Genomic DNA, 21,996 nt, shown 5'->3' on the forward strand with positions numbered 1-21,996 from the left:
TGATGTTGTTTGCATGTAACAAAAAGTAGTTCCAACGGGAAATAATGCGTGACGCGATGCTAAGATGGACACCTGCCCATTCGCGACCATGCACATCTTTAACTTCCTCCTGTTGGCCGGTGCCGTGGCGGCGCTGTTCCCGGCATCCGTTGCCTGGACGCGCCGCCACGCCCCCGGTGCGCCGGCGCTGCTGGCCATGCAGCTCAGCGCCGCCTGGTGGCTGGCCTGCTACGCGCTGCCGTTCGCGCGCCTGTGGCCGGACGAAGGCATGTTCCTGCGGATGCGCGTCATCTTCCCCGCCGTCGTCAGCATCGCGCCGCTTACGCTGATCTTCGTGCTGAGCTACACCCGCGGCACGAACACATGGCGCCCGTCGCGACTCCTGGCGCTGGCGATCGTGCCTGCCGTCGTACTCGCGGTCGCGTTGTCGCCGCTGCACGACCTGTGCTTCGGCACCTGGCGCGGTGTGGCAACGGACAGCATTTTCCAGATGGGCCCGCTGTTCTGGGTCCATTCGTTGTACAGCTATGTGTTGGTCGGAAAAGCCGTGCTTGCGCTGGTCGCCGCGTATGCGCAGGGATCGACGTACGTCCGGCGCCAGACGCGCATCCTGCTGGGCGCACTCATCGTCCCGATCATCTGCAACGTGACGTTCATCGCGGGCGTGTCGCCGCCGGATCTCGATCCCACCCCGATCGGCCTGGTCGTGAGCGGCATCCTTGTCTCGCTGGCCATCTTCCGCCGCGGCCTGTTCGATCTCGTCGCCGTGGCACGTCAGAAAATCGGGTCGGCGATCACCGACGGCTTCATCGTGATCGATGCGCAGCGGCGTATCGTCGAAAGCAATGCCGCGATCCGGCGAATTTTCGAAATCGGCCAGCCGGTCAAGCCGGGCCGGTTGCTCGGCGAACAACTGGCCGAGCTGGATGAATACGTGGCCCGTCCCGGCAATACCCCGACGACGACGGAATTCGTGCATGGCGGTACGCGGCATCTCGAACTGCGCACGTTTGCCATCTGCGATGACGACGGCAACACGATCGGCGCCGTCCTGATCGTGCGCGACGTCACGGAAGCCAGGAGGACGTCGCTCGCCCTCGAGCAGGCAAACGCGCAGCTCAAGGCGCAACTGGACACCATCCAGTCCATGCAGGCGCAGTTGCAGGAGCAGGTCATCCGCGATCCTCTGACGGGGCTGTACAACCGCCTCTACCTGACGGACGCGCTGGCACGCGAATTGACGTGCAGTGCGCGGACCCAGGGATCGTTCGCCGTCGTCATGATCGATGTCGACCATTTCAAGTCGGTCAACGACGTTTATGGCCACGCGCTCGGCGACGCGATCCTGCGGGCGCTCGGTGGACTGCTCCGGCAACAGGTCAGGCCGACCGATTCCCCATGCCGGTATGGCGGCGAAGAGTTCGTCGTCATCATGCGCGACGTGACGCTGGAGCTGGCTGTCGAACGCATCAACGAATTGCGCGTTGCATTTGCGGCGCTGCGGTTTGCGTCCAACGGCCTCGACGTCAGCCGGACGTTCTCGGCGGGCGTCGCGCTGTTTCCGCTGCACGGTCGCGACGAAGCATCGCTGCTTGCGGCGGCCGACGCGGCGCTGTATGCCGCCAAGGCGGCCGGCAGGAATCAGGTATGCCAGGCGGCCGTGCACGTCGAGTCGTGATTTCTCGGCACCTCACGCCTTCGCCAGGAAACTCGCCAGCGTATCGAGCAGCTTCATCCCATCCGTTCCATCCGGATCGGCCTCGTCCACCGTGGTCGGGATCACATCCGGGTTGTACCCCTCCCACAGCGGCTGGATCAGCCCAGCACCGCTTTCTCCCAGCAGGTTGCGCACGACGCCGAACGCGGTGCGCGGCAGCTCCAGCGCCGCCCATTCCGCCGTCGCGTTGGCGGGCCCCGTCCCGACCGGCACGCCCAGCCTGGTGGCCATCAGCGCGCGCCGGAACTGGCGCAGCTTCTTTGAATAGCCGTCTTCGATCGTGCGGTCGAACGAGACCAGGTCGGCGGCGCAGTCGAACGTGATGCCGCGCCGCCGGAAATGGCTCGTGCCGACCAGCGAATACACGTCGTCGACGATGACCACTGAGCTGCGTATCGCGGTCGCGCGGCCCGGGAAGCCGAGCGGGTGGAACACGGCCAGCCGGTCGCTGATGATGCCCGGGAATGTCGATACGAGCGCCTTGCGTGCGCCGATCGCCTGCTGCACGAACGTCTCGAAATTCATCGGCGGGCCGCTGTGCGCGAAATCGGTGTCCCACGGCAGGGCCACCACCACGCGCAGGTCGCGGTGATCCGTCATGCGGTCGATGATCACCTGGGCCAGGTCCAGCATGTGGGCCGGCGTGCCGCCGTTGTTGGCGGCCGTCGGCGCGAACTGCGCGCTTTCGATGTAGATGAGCTCACGCGCTTCCCCGAGCGCGCGCCGCAGCGACCACAGCGCGTCGCGCCGGCCGTGTTTCGCCACCCAGTATTCGCGCCGGACTTCCCGCAGCAGCCGGTCGCCGTTCGGCGAGTTGACGGTCGGCGGCGTGCCGCCCAGATTGATGGCGTGGTCGACTGGGAATAATTTAACTGCAATTTTGTTAAATCACAAGCGGTCGGTTGCAAAATATTCGTAAATATGTGTGTTGCGTATTCAGGATGGATAACAGGGAAGTCCGGACGGCCAAATGTGAAAAACCCCGGAAACCGAATACCGGCTTCCGGGGTTGCGTTACGCGTTCAGGACCGCTCAGAACCTGCGCGCTTCACGCCCCCGCCACGCCACCATCGCCAGCATGGCAACCAGCATCAGGGCCGCCGTCGACGGTTCCGGAATCGCGGTCACGCTGCTGACCCGGGTCGAAGGCGCCGCCACCAGGATCTGCCCACCGCCGGGGACAAACGGCTGCAGGAACAGGTTGCCCAGGTCGCCGTCGGCGCCCAGGTAGTGCGTCGTGTCGAACAGCGCCCAGCCGAACGTCGTGCCGATGTCGCCCGGCAGCATGGTGAAGGTGACGTCGAAGCTGAACTTGCCGCCGAGCTGGATGGCCTGGACCAGGTCGCCGCCGCCGCCGGCATTGCCGAACACGAAGGGACCGGGCACTGTGCCGGCGACCGTGCCCGTCAGGCTTGCTGCGCCGTCGAGCGCGCCCGTCAGGCCGCTCACGATGGCGGCCGCGGCCGGGGCGCCGTCCAGGCCCAGGAAGTACAGCTCCAGGAACGCAGGACCCGAGCCCAGCGTCGCCGTGTCGATGTCGACGTGGTAGATCGGCGTGGCGGCTGCCTGGCCGCAGGCGCCGGTCAGCGCGGCCGCGAGTGTCAGCCAGGATAAGAAATGCTTGAAGCGAAACATGGTCAGGTCCTTTACTTGATGCTGAAGAGGGCCGGCGTGTACGCGATGCCGACCTTGTTCGGGTTGGAGAAGGTGGTCGTCAGGGTGACGCTCTGGCCCGCGGCCAGGCTGGCGTCAGGCAGCGCGATGTACGGCACGCCATCCTTCACGCCCGTCTGGTTGTCCAGCGTGACGCCTGCGCTCAAGGCCTGCAGGCGCAGATGCAGCGGACCGGTCAGGGTCTGGCCACCGGTATTCGTGATCGTCACCGTACCCGTGTACTTGTTGGTGAACCGGTTCACCGTCAGGCCCGAGCGCGCGATCGACACGGAGGACGTCACATCCACCGACTTGTCGATCGACACCGTCACCGTGTGTGCCTGTTCGGTGTTGCCCGCCCAGTCCTTGCTCCAGTAGCCCACCGTGTGCGTGCCGCTCGTGGTCAGCGTGACGGTGTTCCCCGTCTGCTGGGCGCCGCCGTCGACCGTGTAATACGTCGCTGCGACACCCGAGCCGCCCTGGTTGTCCGTGGCCGCGAACGTGACCGTCGCGTCCGTGGTTACCGTGCCCTGCGGCGCGGTGGCCGTCGTGACCGGTGCGGTCGTGTCCGCGCCGTGTACCGTACCGTGCAGGCGCACCTCGTTCATGTTGCCGAACCAGGCGTTCGGGTTGTAGACGCGGATATAGCGGTAGGGCACCATACCCGTGACCGGCAGCGTCTGCCAATCCGCCGTCGACTTCGCCGCCGGGGTCAAGGTGATCCAGTTGGCATTGTCGTTCGAGCCCTGGAACACGGCGCCGTTGATGCGCGTGAAGTACTGGTCCTGGCGGGCGAGGATTTCGGTGCTCGCCAGGCTGACCTGGTTGCCTTCCTTGAAGTCGAAGACGACCCACGAGCCCGTACCCGAGCCGCCGGAGCCGTTGCGGAAATCCGAACCCGTGGCCACATTCGCGTCGAACAGGGCGTTCACGTTCGTCAGCGTGGTGGCGGCGTTGCGGTTCGTGGTCGAGTCGATCAAGGTCGCAATCCCCGGGACGTTGCGGATGACGTCGCTCTCGTCGACCAGGGTGAGCGTGGTGCTGTCCGTCGTCTCGGTGACCTGGTAGCCGGGCTTGCCGTCCTGCGTGACATAGTTGATGGCGAACTTCACCGGGCCCGGCTGCGTGCCCTGGGGCAGGGTAGCGGTGGCCACGTACGAGATGTTGTCCGTGGTGGTGAGCGTCGCGGGCAGGCCGTCGATCGTGACCGTCACGTTACTGATCGCTTCCTTGGCCGTGAAGTTCAGTTTCACCGTATTGCCCGGCACGACGCGGTTACGCAAGGCTTGCGCCGAGGTGAGCGACGCGGAGGCGATCCGGTTGGTCGACGCCGTCACGCCGTACAGGCGCAGTTCGGTCATGTTGCCGAACCAGGCGTTGGCGTTGGTCATGCGGATGTAACGGTACGGCGTCGTGTCGGTGATCTTCAGCGTCTGCCAGTCCGGATTGTTCACCGCGGCGGTCGAGATCGTCGTCCAGGTCGTATTGTCATTGGAGCCCTGTACCAGGGTGCCATTGATACGGCCGGCGTTGTTGTTCTGGAGGCCGATGACGTCGACGCGCGACAGTGCCACGGTGCCACCGCCCCGGAAATCGAACTCCAGCCAGCTGTTGTTGCCGCTGCCGTTGAGACGGAGATCGGTCTGCGTCGTGAGGTTGTTGTCGAACAGCCTGCTGGCGTTTGTCAGCACATCGGTCGCGTTGCGGCCGTTGGAATCCGTCACGGTCGTGATGTCGAGCAGGTTACCGATGTAATCCTTCTGGTCCGCGATGAACAGCGTGCTGGAATCCGTCGTGAACAGGACCGGTTCAGCGGGCTTGCCGTCGGCGGTGGTGTAGTTCATGAGGAGCTTCACCGTTCCAGCCGGCGTGGTGGACTTGACGACTGCCGTTGCCGTCCAGTTCAGGTTGTCGGTGGTGGTGAGGGTTGCGGGTTCGCCCTGGATCGTCGCCGTCACATTGTTGATCGGCTCGGAGGACTGGAACGTGACCTTGATCGTATTGCCCGTCACGACCCGGTTCTTCAGCGCCTGGTCCGAGCTCATCGACACGTTGGTCAGCTTGTTCACCGTTTCATAGCGGGTACCGAAGATCCTGAATTCGCCGAGCTCGAGGATGTTGTACGACCACAGCAGATCGACCATGGAGATCTTGAAGAAGCGATAGCGCTGGGTGCGGAACTCGTCCGCCACGTTCAGCGTCTGCACGTCCTCGATCCCACGCGTCTTGTCAGGCGTGATCTGCGTCCAGTTCTCGTTGTCGTTGGAACCGAAGATGGTCACGCCGCCGACGCGTTCCGGGAAGCTGGTACGCGGCTGGATCTGGAACGCGGTCGCCGCCACCTTGAAGCTGGGACCGAAGTCCAGCGTCATCGTGCGATTGCTGTCCCGCGCGATCGTGAACGCGATGAAGCTGTCGGTGTTGTTATCGACGCCGTTCGCTGCCCAGTCGCCGAAGTTCGTCACCAGGTTCGTCTTGAAGAACAGGTTCGTGTAGTTCATGCTGCCGTCCTTCAGCAGCGGGGTCAGTTCCTGCAGGCCGGAGACCGCGGTGCGCAACGCCGCCAGCTTCTGGAAGTAGGCGTCGTCGGTACCCGACGCGATCGTGCCCTGCAGGTCCGCGTAGGCGCTTTCGTAGGCCGTCTTCGTCGCCGTCACGTACAGCGTGTCCGGCTTGACGGGCGCCGTCACGGCCGTCACTGCCGACTGCCGGTCCGCGCCCACGACGACGATGACCCGCTTGGTGGTCACCGTCGTGCCGTCCGAGGCTTCGGCGACGAACGTGTACGTACCGGCCTGCGTCGGCTTCCACGAGAATGCGCCCGTGCTGGTGTCGAACGTGGCGCCCGGCGGCAGGTTGTCCATGTTGTAGGTCACCACGTCGCCCGCGGCCGGGTCGGTGGCCGACAGGTCGAGCGTCACCGGGATGGTGGCGCCGGCATACGTGTAGGCCGTCGCGTCGCCGCTGCCGGCCTTGAAGACCGGCGGACTCAGCAAGGTGCTGGACTGGGCGTGGATGTGGTCGATGTCGACCGTCGTACCGTTGCCGGTGACGGTGAGCGGCAGCAGATCGGGGATGTTCGTCGGCACCACGACGTAACGCCACTGGCCCCGCGTATTCGGCAACGTGAGCGGAATGCCGTAGGCGTCCAGCATGACTTGGCCATTGGTCCGGATGCGCAAGCCGAAGTTCGGGACGGCGACGCCGTTGTAGCTGAACACGGCAATGCGCGTGCCTTCCGACGAGGCTGTGCTGCGCACGTACCCGGTCGAGCCTTCGGTCTGTGCCACCGACGTGCCGGCGAGGGGCGTGAACCGGTCTTCCACTTCACGGTACGGATCGACGATCGGGATGCCCAGGTACTTGCTGCCTTCCGCTTCGGCGGCCTTGGGAATCGTCAGCCAGAAATCGCCGCCGCCGTCGGCGCCGTCCCAGTTATAGGCCTTGCGCTTGGCGTAGATCGTCGTATAGCCGGGCGAGACCTGTTCCAGGTCGATGCCACGGACATATTTGTAGTAATAGAAGGCTTCCCACGTGTTCTGGGTGAGCCGGCCCCGGTACGACTGCGACACGTTGGTATACATCGCGCGGATGCTGCCGTCCGGGTTGACGCTCATGGCGACGGGCACCCACGGGATCTCGTAGCCGGTCATGAATTTGCCGAACAGTTCGTGGACGGCCAGCAGGCGGTCGTCCATGAACTCGTAGGGACCCACCGCGTTCGCATCGGTCGACGGCGTGCCCGTCACAGGATCGACCTTGGTGCCCTGCGCCATCATCAGGCGCGCGAGGATCTCGGAGTTGGTGAGGTCGCCGGCGCCGTGGGCCTGGTCGCGTCCCATCTCGACGTGCTGGATCTGCGGCGGAATGGCTTCGCCGGTGGCGTCGTTTTTCGTCACCGTCCGGAACAGCTGCTTGATCGATCCGGTCCAGGCGGGGTCGGGGGCATCCTTGTTGACGGTGAACCACTCGACGGCCGTGTTGTACCCGTCGCGGTCGCCCATGAAGATCGAACCCGACATCTTCGCGATGGTCGTGTACAGATGCTGGTTCATGAACCGGCAGTTGCAGTTGTCGAAGGTCTGGATCACCGGCGTGACCAGGTTGGCGGAGAGCAGCCGCGTATCGTCATCCGTCCACTCGAGCGCCGGCGTCTGGGTGCTCGTGTAGCGCAGGATTTCCGCGCCGCTCATCATCCGGCTGAGCGGGATCCCGGTATGGATGTGCGAGTCGACGAAGTACACGTACTTCGACGGATCCATCTTCTCGTACAGGCGGAGGATCCGCATGGCGTTGGCGCGATACACGTCGTCGCCGGTCACGTAGTACAGGATCGCCTGCGTGTAGACCGTCAGGGAGTCCGCGATGAACAGGCCGTTGGCGCCCTGGGAATCGATCCCCAGGATACGCGGCTGCGTCGGATCGGCGCCGTTGACGTTCGCGATCCCCACCGTGCGCGACGCCTTGCCCGACTTGAGCATCATGTTGAAGTGGGTATTCCAGGGCTCCTTCTTCGCCAGGACCTGGGCCCGCATGGTTTCCAGGGTCTCCTTCGTGAGCCCGACGCCGGGATGCTTGAAGCCGCTCGCATCGATCGATTCGCTGATGACGGGCTGGTAGCTGGTCACCATCGTATCGATCGGGTCCGCGGCCATGGCGACCTGGCCCGGATAAGGCACCAGCGTCGCGGCAATACCGACAGACATCGCCATACAGGCGATGCGCCTGACTGCGTGAGCTAATGTTGTGGATCTCATGTTTGTCCCCCCATTTTTCTACCTCTTCTTGTGTTTAGGTTACCGATAACATCTTTTGCCGGAGCCAGGGCCGGGAAAGGCCAAATCTGCCTCCAGAGGTTTTTAATGTATGAAATATGTCCGAGTCCGGACGGTATCGACAACGCTGCCTTGAAAATCGGCCAGCTGGGCTGGACTGGACAGGAATGCACGTTATCGATACCATACAATTGTAGACCTAATCCCATCCGACGGACACAAATTTTTAACGAACAGAACCATCTTCAACGGACATGCCCACCTTTCCCGAACGTGAACTCTCCCGCTGGTGCGCCGTCGCACTGTCCGGCCTGCTCGCTGCCGCCATGACGGGCCCTTGCCAGGCCGGCGACGGCGTCGCCTGGGGTGACTGGACCCGGTGGGGCGACCTGGGCAACGGACGCTATCGCAATCCCGTCCTGCCCGCCGATTACAGCGACCTGGACGCGATCCGCGTGGGCGACGACTATTACGCGATCTCATCGACGTTCCAGTTTTCGCCCGGGATGGCGGTGCTGCATTCGCGCGACCTGGTCAACTGGCGCACCGTGGGCCACGCGGTGCCCGACCTGACGCAGATCTCGCCGGAACTGGACTGGAAGCGCATGAACCGCTACGGCCGGGGCATCTGGGCCGGTACCATCCGCCACCATGCGGGCCGGTTCTGGGTGTATTTCGGCACCCCGGAAGAAGGCTATTTCGTGACCAGCGCGGAACGGCCGGAAGGCCCGTGGGCACCGCTGCACCCGCTGCTGCGGTCGCCGGGCTGGGACGACTGCGCGCCGTTCTGGGATGACGACGGCAAGGGCTATTTCATCGGCACGCATTTCAGTGACGGGTACAAGATCCACCTGTGGGAAATGACTGCGGACAGCCTCGACCTGGTGCCGGGGTCGGACCGCGTGATCTACCAGTCCAAGGGCAGCGAAGCCAACAAGCTGTACAAGTTCGACGGCACCTATTACCACTTCTTCAGCGAAGTGCAGGGCGACCTGCGCGTGATGATGATGCGGCGGGCACCGTCGATCCGCGGCCCGTGGTCGGAGAAACGCCAGCTGATGCAGGGAGACCGTGCTGCCATGGAGCCGAATCAGGGTGGGATCGTCCAGGGCCCGGACGGCAACTGGTATTTCTTCACCCACCACGGCAGCGGCGACTGGGCGGGAAGGGCCGCGAGCCTGTTGCCGGTCCACTGGATCGACGGCTGGCCGGTGATCGGTCGGCCCGACCAGGCCGGCGTCGGGACGATGGTATGGGAAGGGCGCATGTCGGTGACGCAGTCCACGCGCCAGTTTCCGCAAGGTGGCGACGACTTCGCTGCCCCGGCGCTCGCGCCGGTCTGGGAGTGGAATTACCAGCCGCGCGCGGACAAATGGTCGCTGTCCGCGCGTCCCGGTTACCTGCGCCTGCATGCGTTTCCCGGCCTGGACGGCGGCAACCTGCTCAAGGTGGGCAATGTGCTGACGCAGCGCGTCGTGCGCACGCCCGGCCAGTCGTTCGCCGCGCGGATCGAACTCAAGGGGATGGCCGAGGGCCAGCATGCCGGCCTCGTTCACTTCACGGCGCAGCCGCGTGCCGCGAATCCGGCTGAATCGACGGCGTCGGCGGGCATCGTGATGGTGGAGGGCAAGCGTTACCTGGAAGTGTCGCGGGACGGCGTCTACACCCGCCTGCAGCCGTGGCCGCACGATGCGATCTGGCTGCGCTCGACGTGGGGACTGGATGGCAAGAGTACGCTGGCCGTCAGCGCGGATGGGGCCCGGTACAAGACCGTGTTGCCCGACTTTCTGCTGACGTGGGGCGCTTATCGCGGCAGCCGTGTCGGCGTGTTCACGTTCAATCCGGCGGCAGAAAAGGGGTACGTGGACGTGGACAAGGTGGATTATCGCATCGACAATCACCAGTATTGACTTGTCAACAAGGGGCAAATGGTCCACACTGGCTGTGTGATTATTTGTGATATTTCTTCTTGACTAGACATGAGTACCGTCACGCTGGACGCGGCCGTACTGCTGGACATCATCGACATCCAGACCGAGATCGCCTGCCAGGGCCTGGATCTGGGCGGCGTCATGCAGCTGGTCAGCCAGCGTGCCGCGACGTTGTGCCGGGCTGAGGGCGCTGCGGTGGAACTGGCGGAGGGGACCGAGATGGTGTACCGCGCGGCCGCCGGTCTCGCGAGGGCGCAATTGGGCTTGCGCCTGCGGCGCGAGGGCAGTTTGTCCGGCCTGTGCGTGGACAGGAATGAAATCCTGCGCTGCGACGACGCCGAGCTCGACCCGCGCGTGGACCGGGAAGCGTGCCGCAAGGTCGGGCTGCGCTCGATGCTCGTCGTGCCGCTACGCCATGAAGACCAGTCGGTGGGCGTACTGAAAATCGTGTCGTCGTCCGTGAATGCCTTTGGCGCCTGGCATGCCCAGGTGCTCGGCCTGCTGTCGACGCTCGTCGGCGCAGCGATCTACCACGCGGTGCAGAACGCATCGAACGACTTGTACTACCGCGCGACGCATGATGCCCTGACGAGCCTCGCCAACCGGGCCCAGTTCTACGACAGCCTGCGCCAGCAACTAGCGCGGGCGGCGCGGTGCCAGGGGCACGTCGCCGTCGTGAACATCGACATGGATGGGCTGAAAGCGATCAACGACACCCTCGGCCATCGCGCCGGCGACGCGGCCCTGTGCGAAGTGGCCAGCCGCATCGGCGGCGAGCTGCGCGCGGAAGACATGGCGGCGCGCGTCGGCGGTGATGAATTCGGCGTGATCCTTGTCGGGGTGCGCGATCGCCGCAGTGTCGCGGGCAAATGCCGGGCATTGACGACGGCGATCGGCGCGCCGTTCGAATTTGAAGGGCGCGCGCTGCCGCTGGGGGCGAGCGTCGGGTTCGCGCTGTGGCCGGAGGATGGGGATGACATGGAGCGGCTGATCGAACTGGCTGATCAGGCCATGTATCGGGTGAAGCATGGGCGGCGTGCGGGTGTGGGCGCGGGCTCGTGAGAAGGGCGGGTAAGCACGACGTTTTGTGCTATTTGTCGTCGACGTCAGCCCTGTCGCGTCAAATAATCCGGAGCGACGTGCTAGCGCTCTGACGTACCGGGAGTTTGATGTCTTCGAATTTCAGGGTGCACTTTTCATTATCACGGTATTTGGCTGTCACCGAAAGCACCTGCGCCGCCGCCGCAGGCACCGCTGCATTTGTCGTCAACAGGAAGAACGCCACAACCAGTTCGTTGTGAGGGGACATATGTTGTCCTGGCCATTGTCGAGGCTGCGGCCAGGCGCTCGAATCATCAAAATAATGAAAGATACAGGAGGACTGTCCCGGATTTTTCGCACGAAAAACCGCTGATCTTGCGCCCGGATTTTTTAATCTTCGCATCATAGACGTGGCATCCGACAGCGGCCGCGAGATCGAGATTCGCGTTCTTGTTCTTCTCCAGAATGCTTCGGAAGTGGCTAGACAGCCATGGACGAGCGGCTTCCGGAACAACATAAATTTTTTTGTCGTTCGTGCCGCTCGTGAAACTTTCCGTATTCGTGAGCGGTTCAATTTCTGCAACAAGGGTCATGTAATCCGTGTGGCCCGGCACGCCACCCTCATACTCCGGCGTTCCGAACATTTCCCATCGAGCAGACTTTAGATCGGCCGATAGATCGACGAGCTGTTGCAATGCCTTGGCATCATCGGAGGCCATGAGTTTTTTGCCTTGGTCTGTGCAGCCGGAAATACAAAGAACTGCTGCGGTAACAAGCGTGACTAACGTGCGGCCAGCCTTGGCTGGCCTCTGCAGCCCAAGACCAAGCATTGACCCACGTCCCGCGTCCCACGTCCCACTTTCGACGCTGCAATCAATTACGAATCCGCTCGAGGCTCTCATTTTCACACATTTCGTTTTCCTTGACCGGGTGGCGACGATCGGTCACGTCATAACAGACTAAAGATAACCGGTTATTCTGATCAGCTTCCCGTTTGTAAATATTATGGACCGACATTGAGAGCGGTGGATTGTCGCTTGGCAACATCCCGGTCCAGTCGAATCCGTAGCCATCTTTAAGGTATCTAATCGAAATCTCGGGTTTGGCGGTGGGGAAGGGTGTTGAAGTATCGATTTGGGTGGAGGCTGACCAAATTGATCGCATCGTGTTTGTTTTTTGGTCATAAATGTAATAATCGGTTCCCCTGTAAAACCGTTGAGGGCGGTATTCCTGCTTTGGGCAAGTTTTTTTTACCAATGCGTAGTCGGATCCGGCGTCGATAACCCGGACTTGATATTTCAAACAGGGGGGTTTCGAGTTCTCGGCTGAGCTTGCTTCCGAAATCTTGAATGATTGTGTCGCATGGGGCGAGGCGAATGTCAATATGCCCTTTTTCGGATCTAACGACAGGCTCAATTTCTCAGCCATGATGATTGGAATGCTGAGTTCTTGCTTTTCCTTCGAGCTGGAGAGCAATATCACAGTGGACCAGCGTTCCTTATCACTTGCATTTGCACGAAGTTTAGCTTCGATCTCTCCGCCTTCGCGGACTTCGATTGCACCCGGATCCTCGCCAGCTTGAGTATTTGGGCATGGATGTTTTGAGCATTTACCCATATCTTGACGTTCCCCAGCGGCCATTGCATGCATGATTCCCAATGCTAGGGAGATCGAAGTGATAAGTAATGTCGTCGAAATTCTGTTTTTCATGTTAGCGATTAGTGCAATTTACAATGAATGGCAGCGGATCTGCATGATTAGCCAGCCCTGTAGCCACCTTTCGTGCTTCCAATCGCACCTCGAAATGCAAGTGAGCCCCAAGAGCAATACTGGTCATTTTGCTTGCGTTGCCGGATGAACCAGTTTTACCGATGACGTCGCCGCTCTTGACGATTTGCTTCGGCGTATCACGACGTTCGCTTAAATGAGCATAGAAAAATCCAATGGTTCTTGCGTTTGGATTAATGCGGCGGAATTCCGCAGCCTGTGGCTCCGGCAAGTCGTTGATGCCCAAAGTGCCTATTCAAGCATCGCAAGACGCGCTATCGCGGCTTGGCGAAGAACAACGCCCAGCTTTTCAGCGCTTCCTTAGGTAACGATGCATCATGGTGACTCACCTTTGTCGTTGAGCATCGTAATACCAGAAAACCATGCCCCACTCGGTCGCCTTATCTGATGGGAACTTCGAACCTTGTTCGAAGTGGCGGAAGCCTTGCTCCCCCCGGAGTGCAGGGGAATGCCACCAACCTGAACGCGGGACAACATCACCCGGCAGACATCGAATCTCGTCAATATCGGACATTGGCATAGTGGCAGCATTCTCGAACTCTCCGTCAATCGGCTCAACGAAATACCATTTGCATGGGCGTTCCACGAACGCGCGCGCGTTTCGCGACGAAATGGAATCGGGAAACCGCAATTTTTTGTTTGCACGGCACCAGTCATCAAAGTACTCGTCCGTAGGCTCTACTCGATCCTTCTTCCTTGCGGCCTCGTTTGGCGCTCTCCAGATTTTGTCGCGCCCGACTATTGAGAGATATTCGAGTCCCAAGTCACTTAAGGTGTCGCAGAGATCCAGCGCACCCCCGTTATTTCCGGTCCAGGCAAATTGCAGAGTGCCGTTCGGATCATCTTGAGGAACATATACACCGGTGCGGATGGGCCGTTTGCCGCTTTCTCCTTCGACATCTGTTCGAATTCGGAATTTCGGCAGCCTGGGGATGTCGCTTTTGTACAGTTCCCACGAAGACTCCAGATCCAGATCTGTCCAGTCATGGTTTATCGTGGAATCGAGATTAAAGCCGAGGCCGATAGCTTCGTTGCTCAGTTCGCGAAATTTTTCTTCTTCCTCGGGCAAGGTCCAATTCATCGAAAAGTGACTCATGCCTGTGAGAGTGCTGCTGATGCCCGCGATGTCATACCATTCGGTAGCACGCATCTGTTTTTGGCGCACAAGTGCACGCAAGCAGTCGTTTAGCATTGGATGGGCGTACGTCGACCAGTTCGCGGCCAGATGACCCTCGGCCCAGCCGTGTGCTCGCATTGCTTTGTCGCGTTCGACTCTTGTTACGTAGTCCAGAGTCTGATCCGTAAACGCCGCGAGTGCACGTACGCGAGCAATAAGCGTGTCGAGAAATTCTATCGAACTGAAATGGTACAGCAGAGCGGCTTGCCGTTTCTGATGCAGGTTCAACGAAATTGAATGCGGATTGTTCATTGGTTTTCACCGGTTTGTAATTTGGCCTGGTAATGATGGCAGCCCAAGCTTTGTTTGGGATAGTTGCACGTCGAAATCGGTTGTCCCCCAGCCGGTGTCGAAGGGGCCTCGAATATTGGGGTGCTTGATTTCGGCCCGGATGCCTTCATAGTCTGGTTTTTGTTGGTCTGGTAAGGTACTGTGAACGGAGTGCGGCACATGCTGGTTTGTCAAATCGTCGCCAGGGGCCTTTCGCTTGTAATGCCGAGTATCATCCATGAGCGAATATGGTGGTTGTCCCGCTGGCGAATGAGGATAAAAAACAATCTGATTCCAGCCCCCCTCAAGATAATGATCCGGTAGGTCGTGCTTGGCTCCGCCTTGTCCAGCCACCTTTGTCTGGCTCGCCGCCGGGCCTTCCCAAACCTTCAGCGTCTCGCCTTTTTTTACCTCATAGACGACGTATTGCCCGTTGGCGTTCCAGTCGGGCCAGACCGCCAGGTATTTGCGCCAAGCTGCCTTCGGGTCACTTTCTTTCATAAGTTTCAAGAATACTTCCTCACTAACCCAGCAATGACTCGCGCCGGCGCTCGAAGGCGACAGAATGCGGTACAGGCGCGCTGGTCCGGCGATATCCTTTTTGCTGATATCGGCAAAGGTATTGACCTGGCCGTTCTTCAAAATGTCCGGATAGCCATCGCTTACAGCAGCTTTGACTCGATTAATAATGTTGGGGGCGGAAGGGTTCAGAGGGCGGAACCAAGGCCCGGCTCCCTTTTTGGTCAACCACTTTGGTTGATGTTTCTGCATGAGCGCAACAGCGTTAGCCTCTGGAAGCGTCCCACGAAAGTGTACATTCCCTGCATTAAGGATACCGCTTCGCGCGGTGATGGACTCTGCTTCAAGACGTCGAGCAAACGCATCGAGAATCTTCTGCAACGGTTCGACCTGATGAGCAATATACTGATCCGCTTGCTTACGGATCTTCAGAACCATGAGGTAAGTGGCCTGCGCCCGGTCGCCGATTTTGGGCATCCACTCGACCTTGGCCAAAAGACTCTTCAAGACGCCGATGGCGCGGTCGAACGCGCCGAGCAAGGCCTGCTTGTTGATCTTGCCGATGACCTCGCGCACCTTCTTTGCCAGCCAATGGAATACCTCGTCCACCTTGATGTGCTTGAGATATTGTTGCACTTCTCGCTTGCGCAGGTAAGTGATCAGCCAGGTCATCCCCTTGTCGATGGCTAGAATCAGATGATCGACCCCGTGCTTGCGGACGAACAGGAAGATGATCTTCAACGCGCCCTTGACCAGCGAGCCGAGACTGGGGAACAGGCCGATCAGTGTCAGTGCGAGCGACAGCCAGGCAGCGCCGTCCTTGATATCCTCGTTCAGTTGCCGGCAGTCGGCAACCAGATCACGGATGTCGCAAATCTGGTCGACGCCGGGTATGAACGATATCGCGGCATCGAAGGCGATCTGTCCGCCGCTGCGCTCATGATTGAAGTCGCCTTGTATGGCTTCCCACATCCACGTGTGGATCGGCTTGGACGCCTCCTTCGACGTCCCGTCCGTGTGGCTCCTATCCGTTACCCAGGATAGTGCATCACGCATCCAGGTCGTTTGCAGTCCCTCGCTCATCATGCGGCTCCACGCTTCGAACACGAAGCAATGAGTGGACGGCGCAGCGAGCGGCGTGTATTCGGTAGAGTCTTTGGTGCGCGAAAGTTTTTCATTTCGTTGATTGGTCAGGCCAGAATTTTTTCCAGAGACGGGTGCGCATTGTCTTCATCGGGAGTCCGTGGCTTGTACACGACTTCCTTGACGGTCTTGTTCGGGACGCCTTCACGTCGAGCCTTTCCCTCGCTGTCGAGCGTCCCGGTGAGCACGGGTCCCTGATCGAAATGGATCTCGTAATCGACATCGGCGATGCCTTCACCGGTATCCGGATCGAGATACGAAAGCGCAATCCAGTTGGTCGGAACCTGCTGCAGGCCGTCGGGAAGAGGGGAGAGATTGGCTGCCTGCCCCGCACCGCCGTCGAGCACATGCTGCCCGCCTTTTACCGAAAACGTCCCCGGACAAGCAAATGTAATGTCCTTCCCCTCCAGCGTGATCGACGCCTGACCCGCCTGCAGCACGATCTTCTTGCTCGCCTTGACTTCGATCCCGTCATTGACCGAAATAATAGTCACCTCTTTGTCAGCCAGGATCTCGAGCTGGTCCGTATGAGCCTGCACCGACACCGGCCCATTGCCCGCAAACGCCTGGATACCGCCCTCGTGCGAATACAGCGACGTCGCCTCCGCCGATACCGACGACGATGTGTACGCCGCCGTCATGTGCATGTCCGACTGCGTCGTCCAGTGCAGATGCTGGCCCGCGAACAGCACGGTCGACGCGGGCGTCGCCCAGTTGATGCCGGCGGCCGAATCCAGCAGTACGACCGGCGCGCCGAATTTCTCGACGGGCGACGATGCATCGAGGTCGCGCGCTCCCGGCGTCGGCTTGGTGGCGTCCTGCCCGTTCACCGGGCCGGTGAACTTGCCCTTGTCGGCCGGATCGATCTGCGCGAGGAAGTCCTTCTGCGCTTGCACTGCCGCCTTGCTGGTCAGCGCATGCTGTCCCGTCGCGGCGTCGAGCAGTGTCGTGCCGAGCGACTGCGCCGCTTTCAGGCTGCCTACCGCCTCGGCCGCGTCCATCTGCGTCGAGCTGACGCCCGCGCCCTGCGCGGACCGTGCGCGCGTCGTCAGCATCACGCCTTCCGCGCCGCGCACGACGGCCCACGCGTCGGTGCGCAGTTCGAAGCCGCTGCCGCGGTAGTGGCCGCGCTGTGCGCTGCCCGGCGCCTGGCGGACCAGGTGGCCCAGGTTCAGCTGCGTGGCCGCCGTGCTGCTGGCGAGTCGCATGCGCAGCTGGCCCTGCGTGTCGTCCAGCTGCCACTGGTTCCAGCCGGCGCCGTCGAACGTCCGGGTGTGGATGCCGGAGATCGTGCCCGCGTGATCGACGCCGGAATCGACGCCCGCCGCGAACGGCGGCGCATCGGCGCCGGTGTACAGCTGCGCGACTACGAGGGGGCGGTCGATGTCGTTGTCGATGAAGTCGACCAGCACCTCGGTGCCGACGCGCGGCGTGAACTGCGAGCCCCAGTTGGGCCCGGCCAGCGCTTCGGCCACGCGCACCCACGTACCCGAGCGGTCGTTGCCGGGGCGCAGCCGTTGTCGTCCATGTCGTGATCCAGGCCGCCGCGGTTCGCGGCAGCGCCGCGCTGCCAGGCGAATTGCACGCGCACCTGGTGGTCGCGCGTCGTGGTGGCCACGCTGTCCGGCAGGCCAACGACCAGCGCCGTCTGCGGGCCGAGCGCCGTGTGCGGCTGGGGCAGGGCGGTCGCGTGCGGCACGATGGCCACGGCGTCGCGCACGCAGCCGAACCGGTTGCGGTACGTGCCGGGTTCGACGCCGCCGCGGTCGACGGCCGCGATCTGCGCACCGACGTTGTTGCGTGCTTCGTGCTCGACCCACAGCACCTTGAAGGCGTTGTCGCCGTCGGGGTAGCGGTCGTGCTGCGTCAGCGTGAAGGCATGGCCAGCGGCGAGCCGGCGCGCGGCGCCTTCGCCCTCGAACAGCTTGTTGTCCAGCTCCAGGGCCTGCAGCATCAGGCGGCTGTGCAGGTCGGCCGCGCCGGCATCGGTGGCGATGCGCTCGCCGGCGCCGTCGTACACCGGAAGCAGCGGCAATTCGCCCGCGTCCAGGATCGATTGCTGTTCGGCGGCGGGGGCACGGACCTGGGCCGGATCCCAGCTGCTGATCGAGACGGCGTTCGCCTGCACGCGCCGGCGCGCGCGGAAGCCGTCGATGGCGTCGTCGGTGTCGGTCGCGCGCACGCCGTGAAAACGGATTGCGGCGTTGCCGGGTGTCGCGGGGAACGCGGCTGCGCTGTCGAAGATGACCACGCGGTGCCGCGCCTGTCCGTCGTCGGCCGTGATGTCCTGGTCGTGCTCGAAGCGCCATGACAGGCCTTCCGACGCCATCAGGCGCACGAAGAAGTCGTAGTCGCTTTCGCGGTACTGCGTGCAGATGGGACGCGACGGCAGATCCTGCGTGAGGTCGAAGTCGAAGCGCAGCTGCGGGTAATCCGCGAACAGTTCCGTGACGATGTCGCGGACGTTCTTGTCCTGGAAAATATAGCTGTCGCGGCGCAGGCGCAGCAGGGCCAGCGCGGGCTCCAGGCGAAGGCGGTAGCGCGCGACGCCGCCATCGGCACCCAGCCATTCGGCCGCGGTGCAGATGCCGTGCCACGCGCGGCGCGACCCGTCGGGCTGCAGCAGGCCGATGGTCAGCTCTTGGCCGATGAAGCCGGCGAGATCGAGATCCGTCGACGTGCTCAGTGCGTCGACGTCGAAACGATATACATCGTTGACGGCTTCGCGGCCGCGCACGCGTTCCGCGAGCGGGGACTGTGGCAGCGCGACGTCGTGCGCGCTCGCCAGCGTGACGAGACGGGCGTGCTGTGAAAGGCCGGTGCCGAAGCGGCGGAGTGCTTCGCTTAAGGTTGCGAAATCCATGTCAGATTCGTGTCATTGTCGGTTTAGGCGTGCAGCGAGCGCCGCTTTGGCAGTCTTGATGTCGCGTGTCGCCTCCGCGCGGTTGAGGGCGTCCGCTAATTCTTTTTCGATCCTGATATTGCCGTCCCGCGCGACGGACACGATGCCGACGCGTTGCCGGCCAGCGTCCGCCTTGACCAGGGCGAGGTAGTACGTGGCCGCCGGTGTCGTCAATCGGCTCGACGCAAGGACGCCGGCGCAGCGGGCATCGCCTGTGATCTCGGTGAGGCGCGCCGATACCGGCCTGGCGCCCGCCTCAGCGGCGAACAGGCACGCGTGCGACTTGCTGTCTTCGAACGTAGCGAACGACGAGGTGCTATCGGCGATGAAATCCCGCTCGAGGAAACGCCATTGCGGGAACGATGTCTTCATCGCGGAAGCGCGTGCCTGTCTGATGCCGTCGAGCGGGTGCGCGGAGCCAACCTCGGCGCGGCGCAGGACTGCGTCTTCACCCGACATGCGTCTATCAATCTTTTCGTCCGTGACGAAACCCGCGTCGTTGTCCTCGACAAGATATTGGAACCCGTGATAGGTGTCGTCGCGCGTTTCGCGGGAATGGTATTCGATCATGACGTAGTCCCGCCCCTTCAGCCGGAATGCGGTCATCGACGGCATGCCCACGCATGCGGGGAAATCGACGTGCGGCTCCGACCCGACGATTTCGATATAGCGTGGCTTGCCGCCATGCGGCGGGGCGATCAGCACACCGCAGCTCGGCACCGAGTTGTCTTTTTCGAAGAGCGAAACAGGGACGATCGCCGGGTTGGGCGAGCGGGCGATCAGCTTTAGCCCGGCGTCTTCCGCTCCGCGCTCTTTCAGGAAAGTCGCGATATCCGTTGGTTGCGCAGCGGCTGCGACGGCAATCGAAGCGAGGGCCAAGGTGACGAGCAGCGAGACAACGTTCATAGTGTGGTACGGCCTTGTTGTGGACATGCAGTCATTTGCTTGCTATCTCTGTTGAACAATGGGATCTCGTCGTCCTCATTGAACCGAAGGACCTCGAAATCGAACGTGGTCTTGCGTGCGTCGCGCGCCTCGGCGGCAGTTGCTGTCTTTGTTGCCTGGAATGCAAACAGAATAAAAAACTCACCTACGCTGCACCCAGAAAGCGCCAGACGGTCAATCCATAGGGCGACTTCAGATCCTGCATGGTCGCTCCCTCTGTATAGACCGCATCGTGGACGGGCACTCCAATCGATTGCCAGCGTCCTCCGATAGGGCAAGTTTCGCCAGCCTTCGCGCGAATTTCAGCGGTTTCCGTAGGCGAGGCTTGTGTCACACTTGCTGCCGTCGCGTTCCTGCGATGTTCAACGAGGTCGCGTGGGTAGAAAGGCAGGTCCCGATACGATTGGTCGTCGACATTCAAAGCAATCGTGATTGCCGCCGCTTCCCATGCCCAATAGCCCATGAACGATGGGGCGCCGGTGTGAGCGTCGTAGTAGGGTTCGCGACGGCTCGCTTCGTACCAGTCCAGCAGATACGCCTTGGTCAGTCCGGGGCGGTCGGATAGTTGCGCGTCGAAGATCGGCAACGCCTTGTAGTACGGTAAATGACGCATGCATTCATCGGGTAAAGGCGAGGGGCGCTGGGTGTAACACGATGCAATTCGTTCGAGCAGACCGTCGCGCACCGGATTGTTATAGTCGAGAATTTCCATGATCCGGGGGATCAATTTCGTATGCCCGAGCAAAACGGAAAAGCAGAGCAGCCGGTTTGCTATCTGAAATTCGACATCCTGCAGATGGATGACAGGCGAGTTGAGTCGCATTCCTTCGTAAGTTCGATTGAATGCTTGGATATATAAAGCGAACTCCTCGAAATACTCGACGACGTGCGGGAAAAATCCCTGTAACTCCGTTATGTGCGCGCCAGCCGAATAGCTGAGCGTCAACAGGTCGATCGCGTAGTCGCAACGTCCCTCGGTAAGGCGCACCAACGCAGCCTCGTCCTTGCCCGAGAGCCAGTCTGGATCGTTCAGTTTTTTTTGGGCATTGGGAACGCGCCTGGAGATGTCTTCGGCCTCATCGCTGTATTTGGCGTAGTCGAGTAAAGGCTCGCGCTTCGCTTTTGCAAATTCGGATTTCGCGACGATATGAATCATGTCAATATCTAGACCTTTCATTATTATTTACAAAGCTAGTTCTATTGCTCCAAGGTTGTCGCAAGCGCTCCCTTGGCAGTTTTCATATCGCTGGTGGCGCCCAAGTGGTTAATTTTCTCGGACAACGTCTTCTCAGCCTTGACATCTCCCTGTGGAGCAGCCGACATTATTCCGACTAATTGTTTTTTGGGCCCGACTTTGAAGATCTCGAGGTAATAGGTGATGGCGGATCGCATAAGGCGACTGGAGGCCAGGACGCCAACACATTTTTCATCGTGTGCGTATTCTGCAGTATTGGCAACCAAGGGCTTTCCTCCGGTTTCCAGAGCTAAATGGCATTGGCTGTTCTTTTTATCTTCGAACACTGCGAACGATGAGTTGGCATCGGCGATGAAGTCGCGTTGCTCCATCTTCCACTGAGGGAATGCCTTTGCTAGATAAGCCAAACGCGCTGCCCTTATGCCGTCCAGTTTCTTGGCAGGTGTCGGCATGGCTTCTGCAATCGTCGTTTCGATATTTGGAACAGCATCGGTGAGCTCTTGATCAACAACGAAGCCTCGTTCCTGATCTCGATACAAGTAATGGAAGTTGCGATAGTTTTCGTTGCGTGTTTCGCGCGCAATATACTCTACTGATACGTAATCCCGGTTCTGGAGCCTGAAGGGAACAATAGTCGTGATATTTATGCATTGTGGAAAACCGGCGCCAGGCTCGGAGCTTAATAGCTCGACAAAATCTGGATGCTGTTTCCCTGGAGCGTTAACAAATAGGCCGCAGCTTTGAACCGTGTTTCCCTTTTCATAATAGATTGCTGGAATAATCTCGGAACTCAACGCCGACGCAATGGGCTTTACGTCGGAAATTTTGGCGCCGCGCTGTGCAATCAGCTTGGCCGCATCATCCAGAGTTGCCGCGTGCGACTCGGAAACACTAATGACGATAGCCAGCGGCATCGCGAGTGATAATACGGTTTTCACTT

General features: G+C 61.1%; 17 protein-coding genes. 3 read left to right on the forward strand and 14 right to left on the reverse strand.

The window, feature by feature from the left end:
- The first annotated feature begins 88 nt into the window (after positions 1-88).
- Positions 89-1,678, forward strand: a complete 1,590-nt coding sequence (locus P0M04_RS22325) for a histidine kinase N-terminal 7TM domain-containing diguanylate cyclase (RefSeq protein WP_259449583.1) — start codon at positions 89-91, stop codon at positions 1,676-1,678.
- 12 nt (positions 1,679-1,690) lie between these two features.
- Here the strand turns inward: P0M04_RS22325 and P0M04_RS22330 are convergent, their stop codons facing one another.
- The 3 genes from P0M04_RS22330 to P0M04_RS22340 all read right to left on the reverse strand — a co-directional run bounded on the left by P0M04_RS22330 (position 1,691) and on the right by P0M04_RS22340 (position 8,082).
- Complete coding sequence (locus P0M04_RS22330; RefSeq protein ID WP_259449582.1) at positions 1,691-2,482, reverse strand: phospholipase D-like domain-containing protein; 792 nt, start codon at positions 2,480-2,482, stop codon at positions 1,691-1,693.
- A gap of 267 nt (positions 2,483-2,749) precedes the next feature.
- Positions 2,750-3,352, reverse strand: a complete 603-nt coding sequence (locus P0M04_RS22335) for an NF038129 family PEP-CTERM protein (protein WP_259449581.1) — start codon at positions 3,350-3,352, stop codon at positions 2,750-2,752.
- Between the two features lie 11 nt (positions 3,353-3,363).
- Positions 3,364-8,082 carry a discoidin domain-containing protein gene (locus P0M04_RS22340; protein ID WP_259449580.1) on the reverse strand — a complete coding sequence of 1,573 codons (4,719 nt, stop codon included), beginning with the start codon at positions 8,080-8,082 and terminating at the stop codon, positions 3,364-3,366.
- 317 nt (positions 8,083-8,399) lie between these two features.
- Between P0M04_RS22340 and P0M04_RS22345 the strand changes: the two genes are divergently transcribed.
- Entirely contained in the window at positions 8,400-10,055 is a 1,656-nt protein-coding gene (locus tag P0M04_RS22345) for a glycoside hydrolase family 43 protein (RefSeq protein ID WP_259449579.1), read from the forward strand.
- 69 nt (positions 10,056-10,124) lie between these two features.
- On the forward strand, positions 10,125-11,138 hold the full coding sequence (locus P0M04_RS22350) for a sensor domain-containing diguanylate cyclase (protein ID WP_259449578.1): 1,014 nt from the start codon (positions 10,125-10,127) through the stop codon (positions 11,136-11,138).
- A 58-nt stretch (positions 11,139-11,196) separates the two neighbouring features.
- Here the strand turns inward: P0M04_RS22350 and P0M04_RS22355 are convergent, their stop codons facing one another.
- From P0M04_RS22355 to P0M04_RS22405, 11 genes are all read right to left on the reverse strand, one after another.
- Entirely contained in the window at positions 11,197-11,385 is a 189-nt protein-coding gene (locus P0M04_RS22355) for a hypothetical protein (protein ID WP_259449577.1), read from the reverse strand.
- A gap of 46 nt (positions 11,386-11,431) precedes the next feature.
- Positions 11,432-11,836: a hypothetical protein gene (locus P0M04_RS22360; protein WP_259449576.1), complete on the reverse strand. Its 405-nt coding sequence runs from the start codon at positions 11,834-11,836 to the stop codon at positions 11,432-11,434.
- Between the two features lie 154 nt (positions 11,837-11,990).
- Positions 11,991-12,767, reverse strand: coding sequence for a hypothetical protein (locus P0M04_RS22365; protein ID WP_259449575.1), 777 nt, complete (start codon positions 12,765-12,767; stop codon positions 11,991-11,993).
- Between the two features lie 61 nt (positions 12,768-12,828).
- A complete protein-coding gene (locus P0M04_RS22370; RefSeq protein ID WP_259449574.1) occupies positions 12,829-13,131 on the reverse strand; it encodes a M23 family metallopeptidase in 303 nt (100 codons plus the stop codon).
- A gap of 99 nt (positions 13,132-13,230) precedes the next feature.
- Positions 13,231-14,334, reverse strand: a complete 1,104-nt coding sequence (locus tag P0M04_RS22375) for a hypothetical protein (RefSeq protein ID WP_259449573.1) — start codon at positions 14,332-14,334, stop codon at positions 13,231-13,233.
- Between the two features lie 6 nt (positions 14,335-14,340).
- A complete protein-coding gene (locus P0M04_RS22380) occupies positions 14,341-15,957 on the reverse strand; it encodes a hypothetical protein (RefSeq protein ID WP_259449572.1) in 1,617 nt (538 codons plus the stop codon).
- Positions 15,958-16,061: 104 nt separating this feature from the next.
- Positions 16,062-17,495 (reverse strand): DUF2345 domain-containing protein, encoded by a 1,434-nt coding sequence (locus P0M04_RS22385; protein ID WP_281042069.1) that lies wholly within the window; start codon positions 17,493-17,495, stop codon positions 16,062-16,064.
- Complete coding sequence (locus P0M04_RS22390) at positions 17,381-18,877, reverse strand: type VI secretion system Vgr family protein (RefSeq protein WP_281042070.1); 1,497 nt, start codon at positions 18,875-18,877, stop codon at positions 17,381-17,383. Before P0M04_RS22390 ends, P0M04_RS22385 begins: the two co-directional genes overlap by 115 nt.
- A gap of 12 nt (positions 18,878-18,889) precedes the next feature.
- The gene (locus tag P0M04_RS22395) at positions 18,890-19,822 is read right to left on the reverse strand and encodes a hypothetical protein (protein WP_259449570.1); all 933 of its coding nucleotides are present in this window, start codon (positions 19,820-19,822) and stop codon (positions 18,890-18,892) included.
- A gap of 184 nt (positions 19,823-20,006) precedes the next feature.
- Positions 20,007-21,017 (reverse strand): PoNe immunity protein domain-containing protein, encoded by a 1,011-nt coding sequence (locus P0M04_RS22400; protein ID WP_259449569.1) that lies wholly within the window; start codon positions 21,015-21,017, stop codon positions 20,007-20,009.
- 41 nt (positions 21,018-21,058) lie between these two features.
- The gene (locus P0M04_RS22405; RefSeq protein WP_259449568.1) at positions 21,059-21,994 is read right to left on the reverse strand and encodes a hypothetical protein; all 936 of its coding nucleotides are present in this window, start codon (positions 21,992-21,994) and stop codon (positions 21,059-21,061) included.
- Between the last annotated feature and the right edge of the window lie 2 nt (positions 21,995-21,996).

This window comes from Telluria mixta (assembly GCF_029223865.1).
GTDB lineage: Bacteria > Pseudomonadota > Gammaproteobacteria > Burkholderiales > Burkholderiaceae_D > Telluria > Telluria mixta.

Coding starts and splice junctions, on each gene's coding strand:
- P0M04_RS22380 (WP_259449572.1), bottom strand. CDS start 15,957: ATGATGAGCGAGGGACTGCAAACGACCTGGATGCGTGATGCACTATCC.
- P0M04_RS22350 (WP_259449578.1), top strand. CDS start 10,125: ATGAGTACCGTCACGCTGGACGCGGCCGTACTGCTGGACATCATCGAC.
- P0M04_RS22360 (WP_259449576.1), bottom strand. CDS start 11,836: ATGGCCTCCGATGATGCCAAGGCATTGCAACAGCTCGTCGATCTATCG.
- P0M04_RS22400 (WP_259449569.1), bottom strand. CDS start 21,017: ATGATTCATATCGTCGCGAAATCCGAATTTGCAAAAGCGAAGCGCGAG.
- P0M04_RS22365 (WP_259449575.1), bottom strand. CDS start 12,767: ATGCATGCAATGGCCGCTGGGGAACGTCAAGATATGGGTAAATGCTCA.
- P0M04_RS22355 (WP_259449577.1), bottom strand. CDS start 11,385: ATGTCCCCTCACAACGAACTGGTTGTGGCGTTCTTCCTGTTGACGACA.
- P0M04_RS22335 (WP_259449581.1), bottom strand. CDS start 3,352: ATGTTTCGCTTCAAGCATTTCTTATCCTGGCTGACACTCGCGGCCGCG.
- P0M04_RS22390 (WP_281042070.1), bottom strand. CDS start 18,877: ATGGATTTCGCAACCTTAAGCGAAGCACTCCGCCGCTTCGGCACCGGC.
- P0M04_RS22375 (WP_259449573.1), bottom strand. CDS start 14,334: ATGAACAATCCGCATTCAATTTCGTTGAACCTGCATCAGAAACGGCAA.
- P0M04_RS22340 (WP_259449580.1), bottom strand. CDS start 8,082: ATGGCGATGTCTGTCGGTATTGCCGCGACGCTGGTGCCTTATCCGGGC.
- P0M04_RS22325 (WP_259449583.1), top strand. CDS start 89: ATGCACATCTTTAACTTCCTCCTGTTGGCCGGTGCCGTGGCGGCGCTG.
- P0M04_RS22395 (WP_259449570.1), bottom strand. CDS start 19,822: ATGAACGTTGTCTCGCTGCTCGTCACCTTGGCCCTCGCTTCGATTGCC.
- P0M04_RS22345 (WP_259449579.1), top strand. CDS start 8,400: ATGCCCACCTTTCCCGAACGTGAACTCTCCCGCTGGTGCGCCGTCGCA.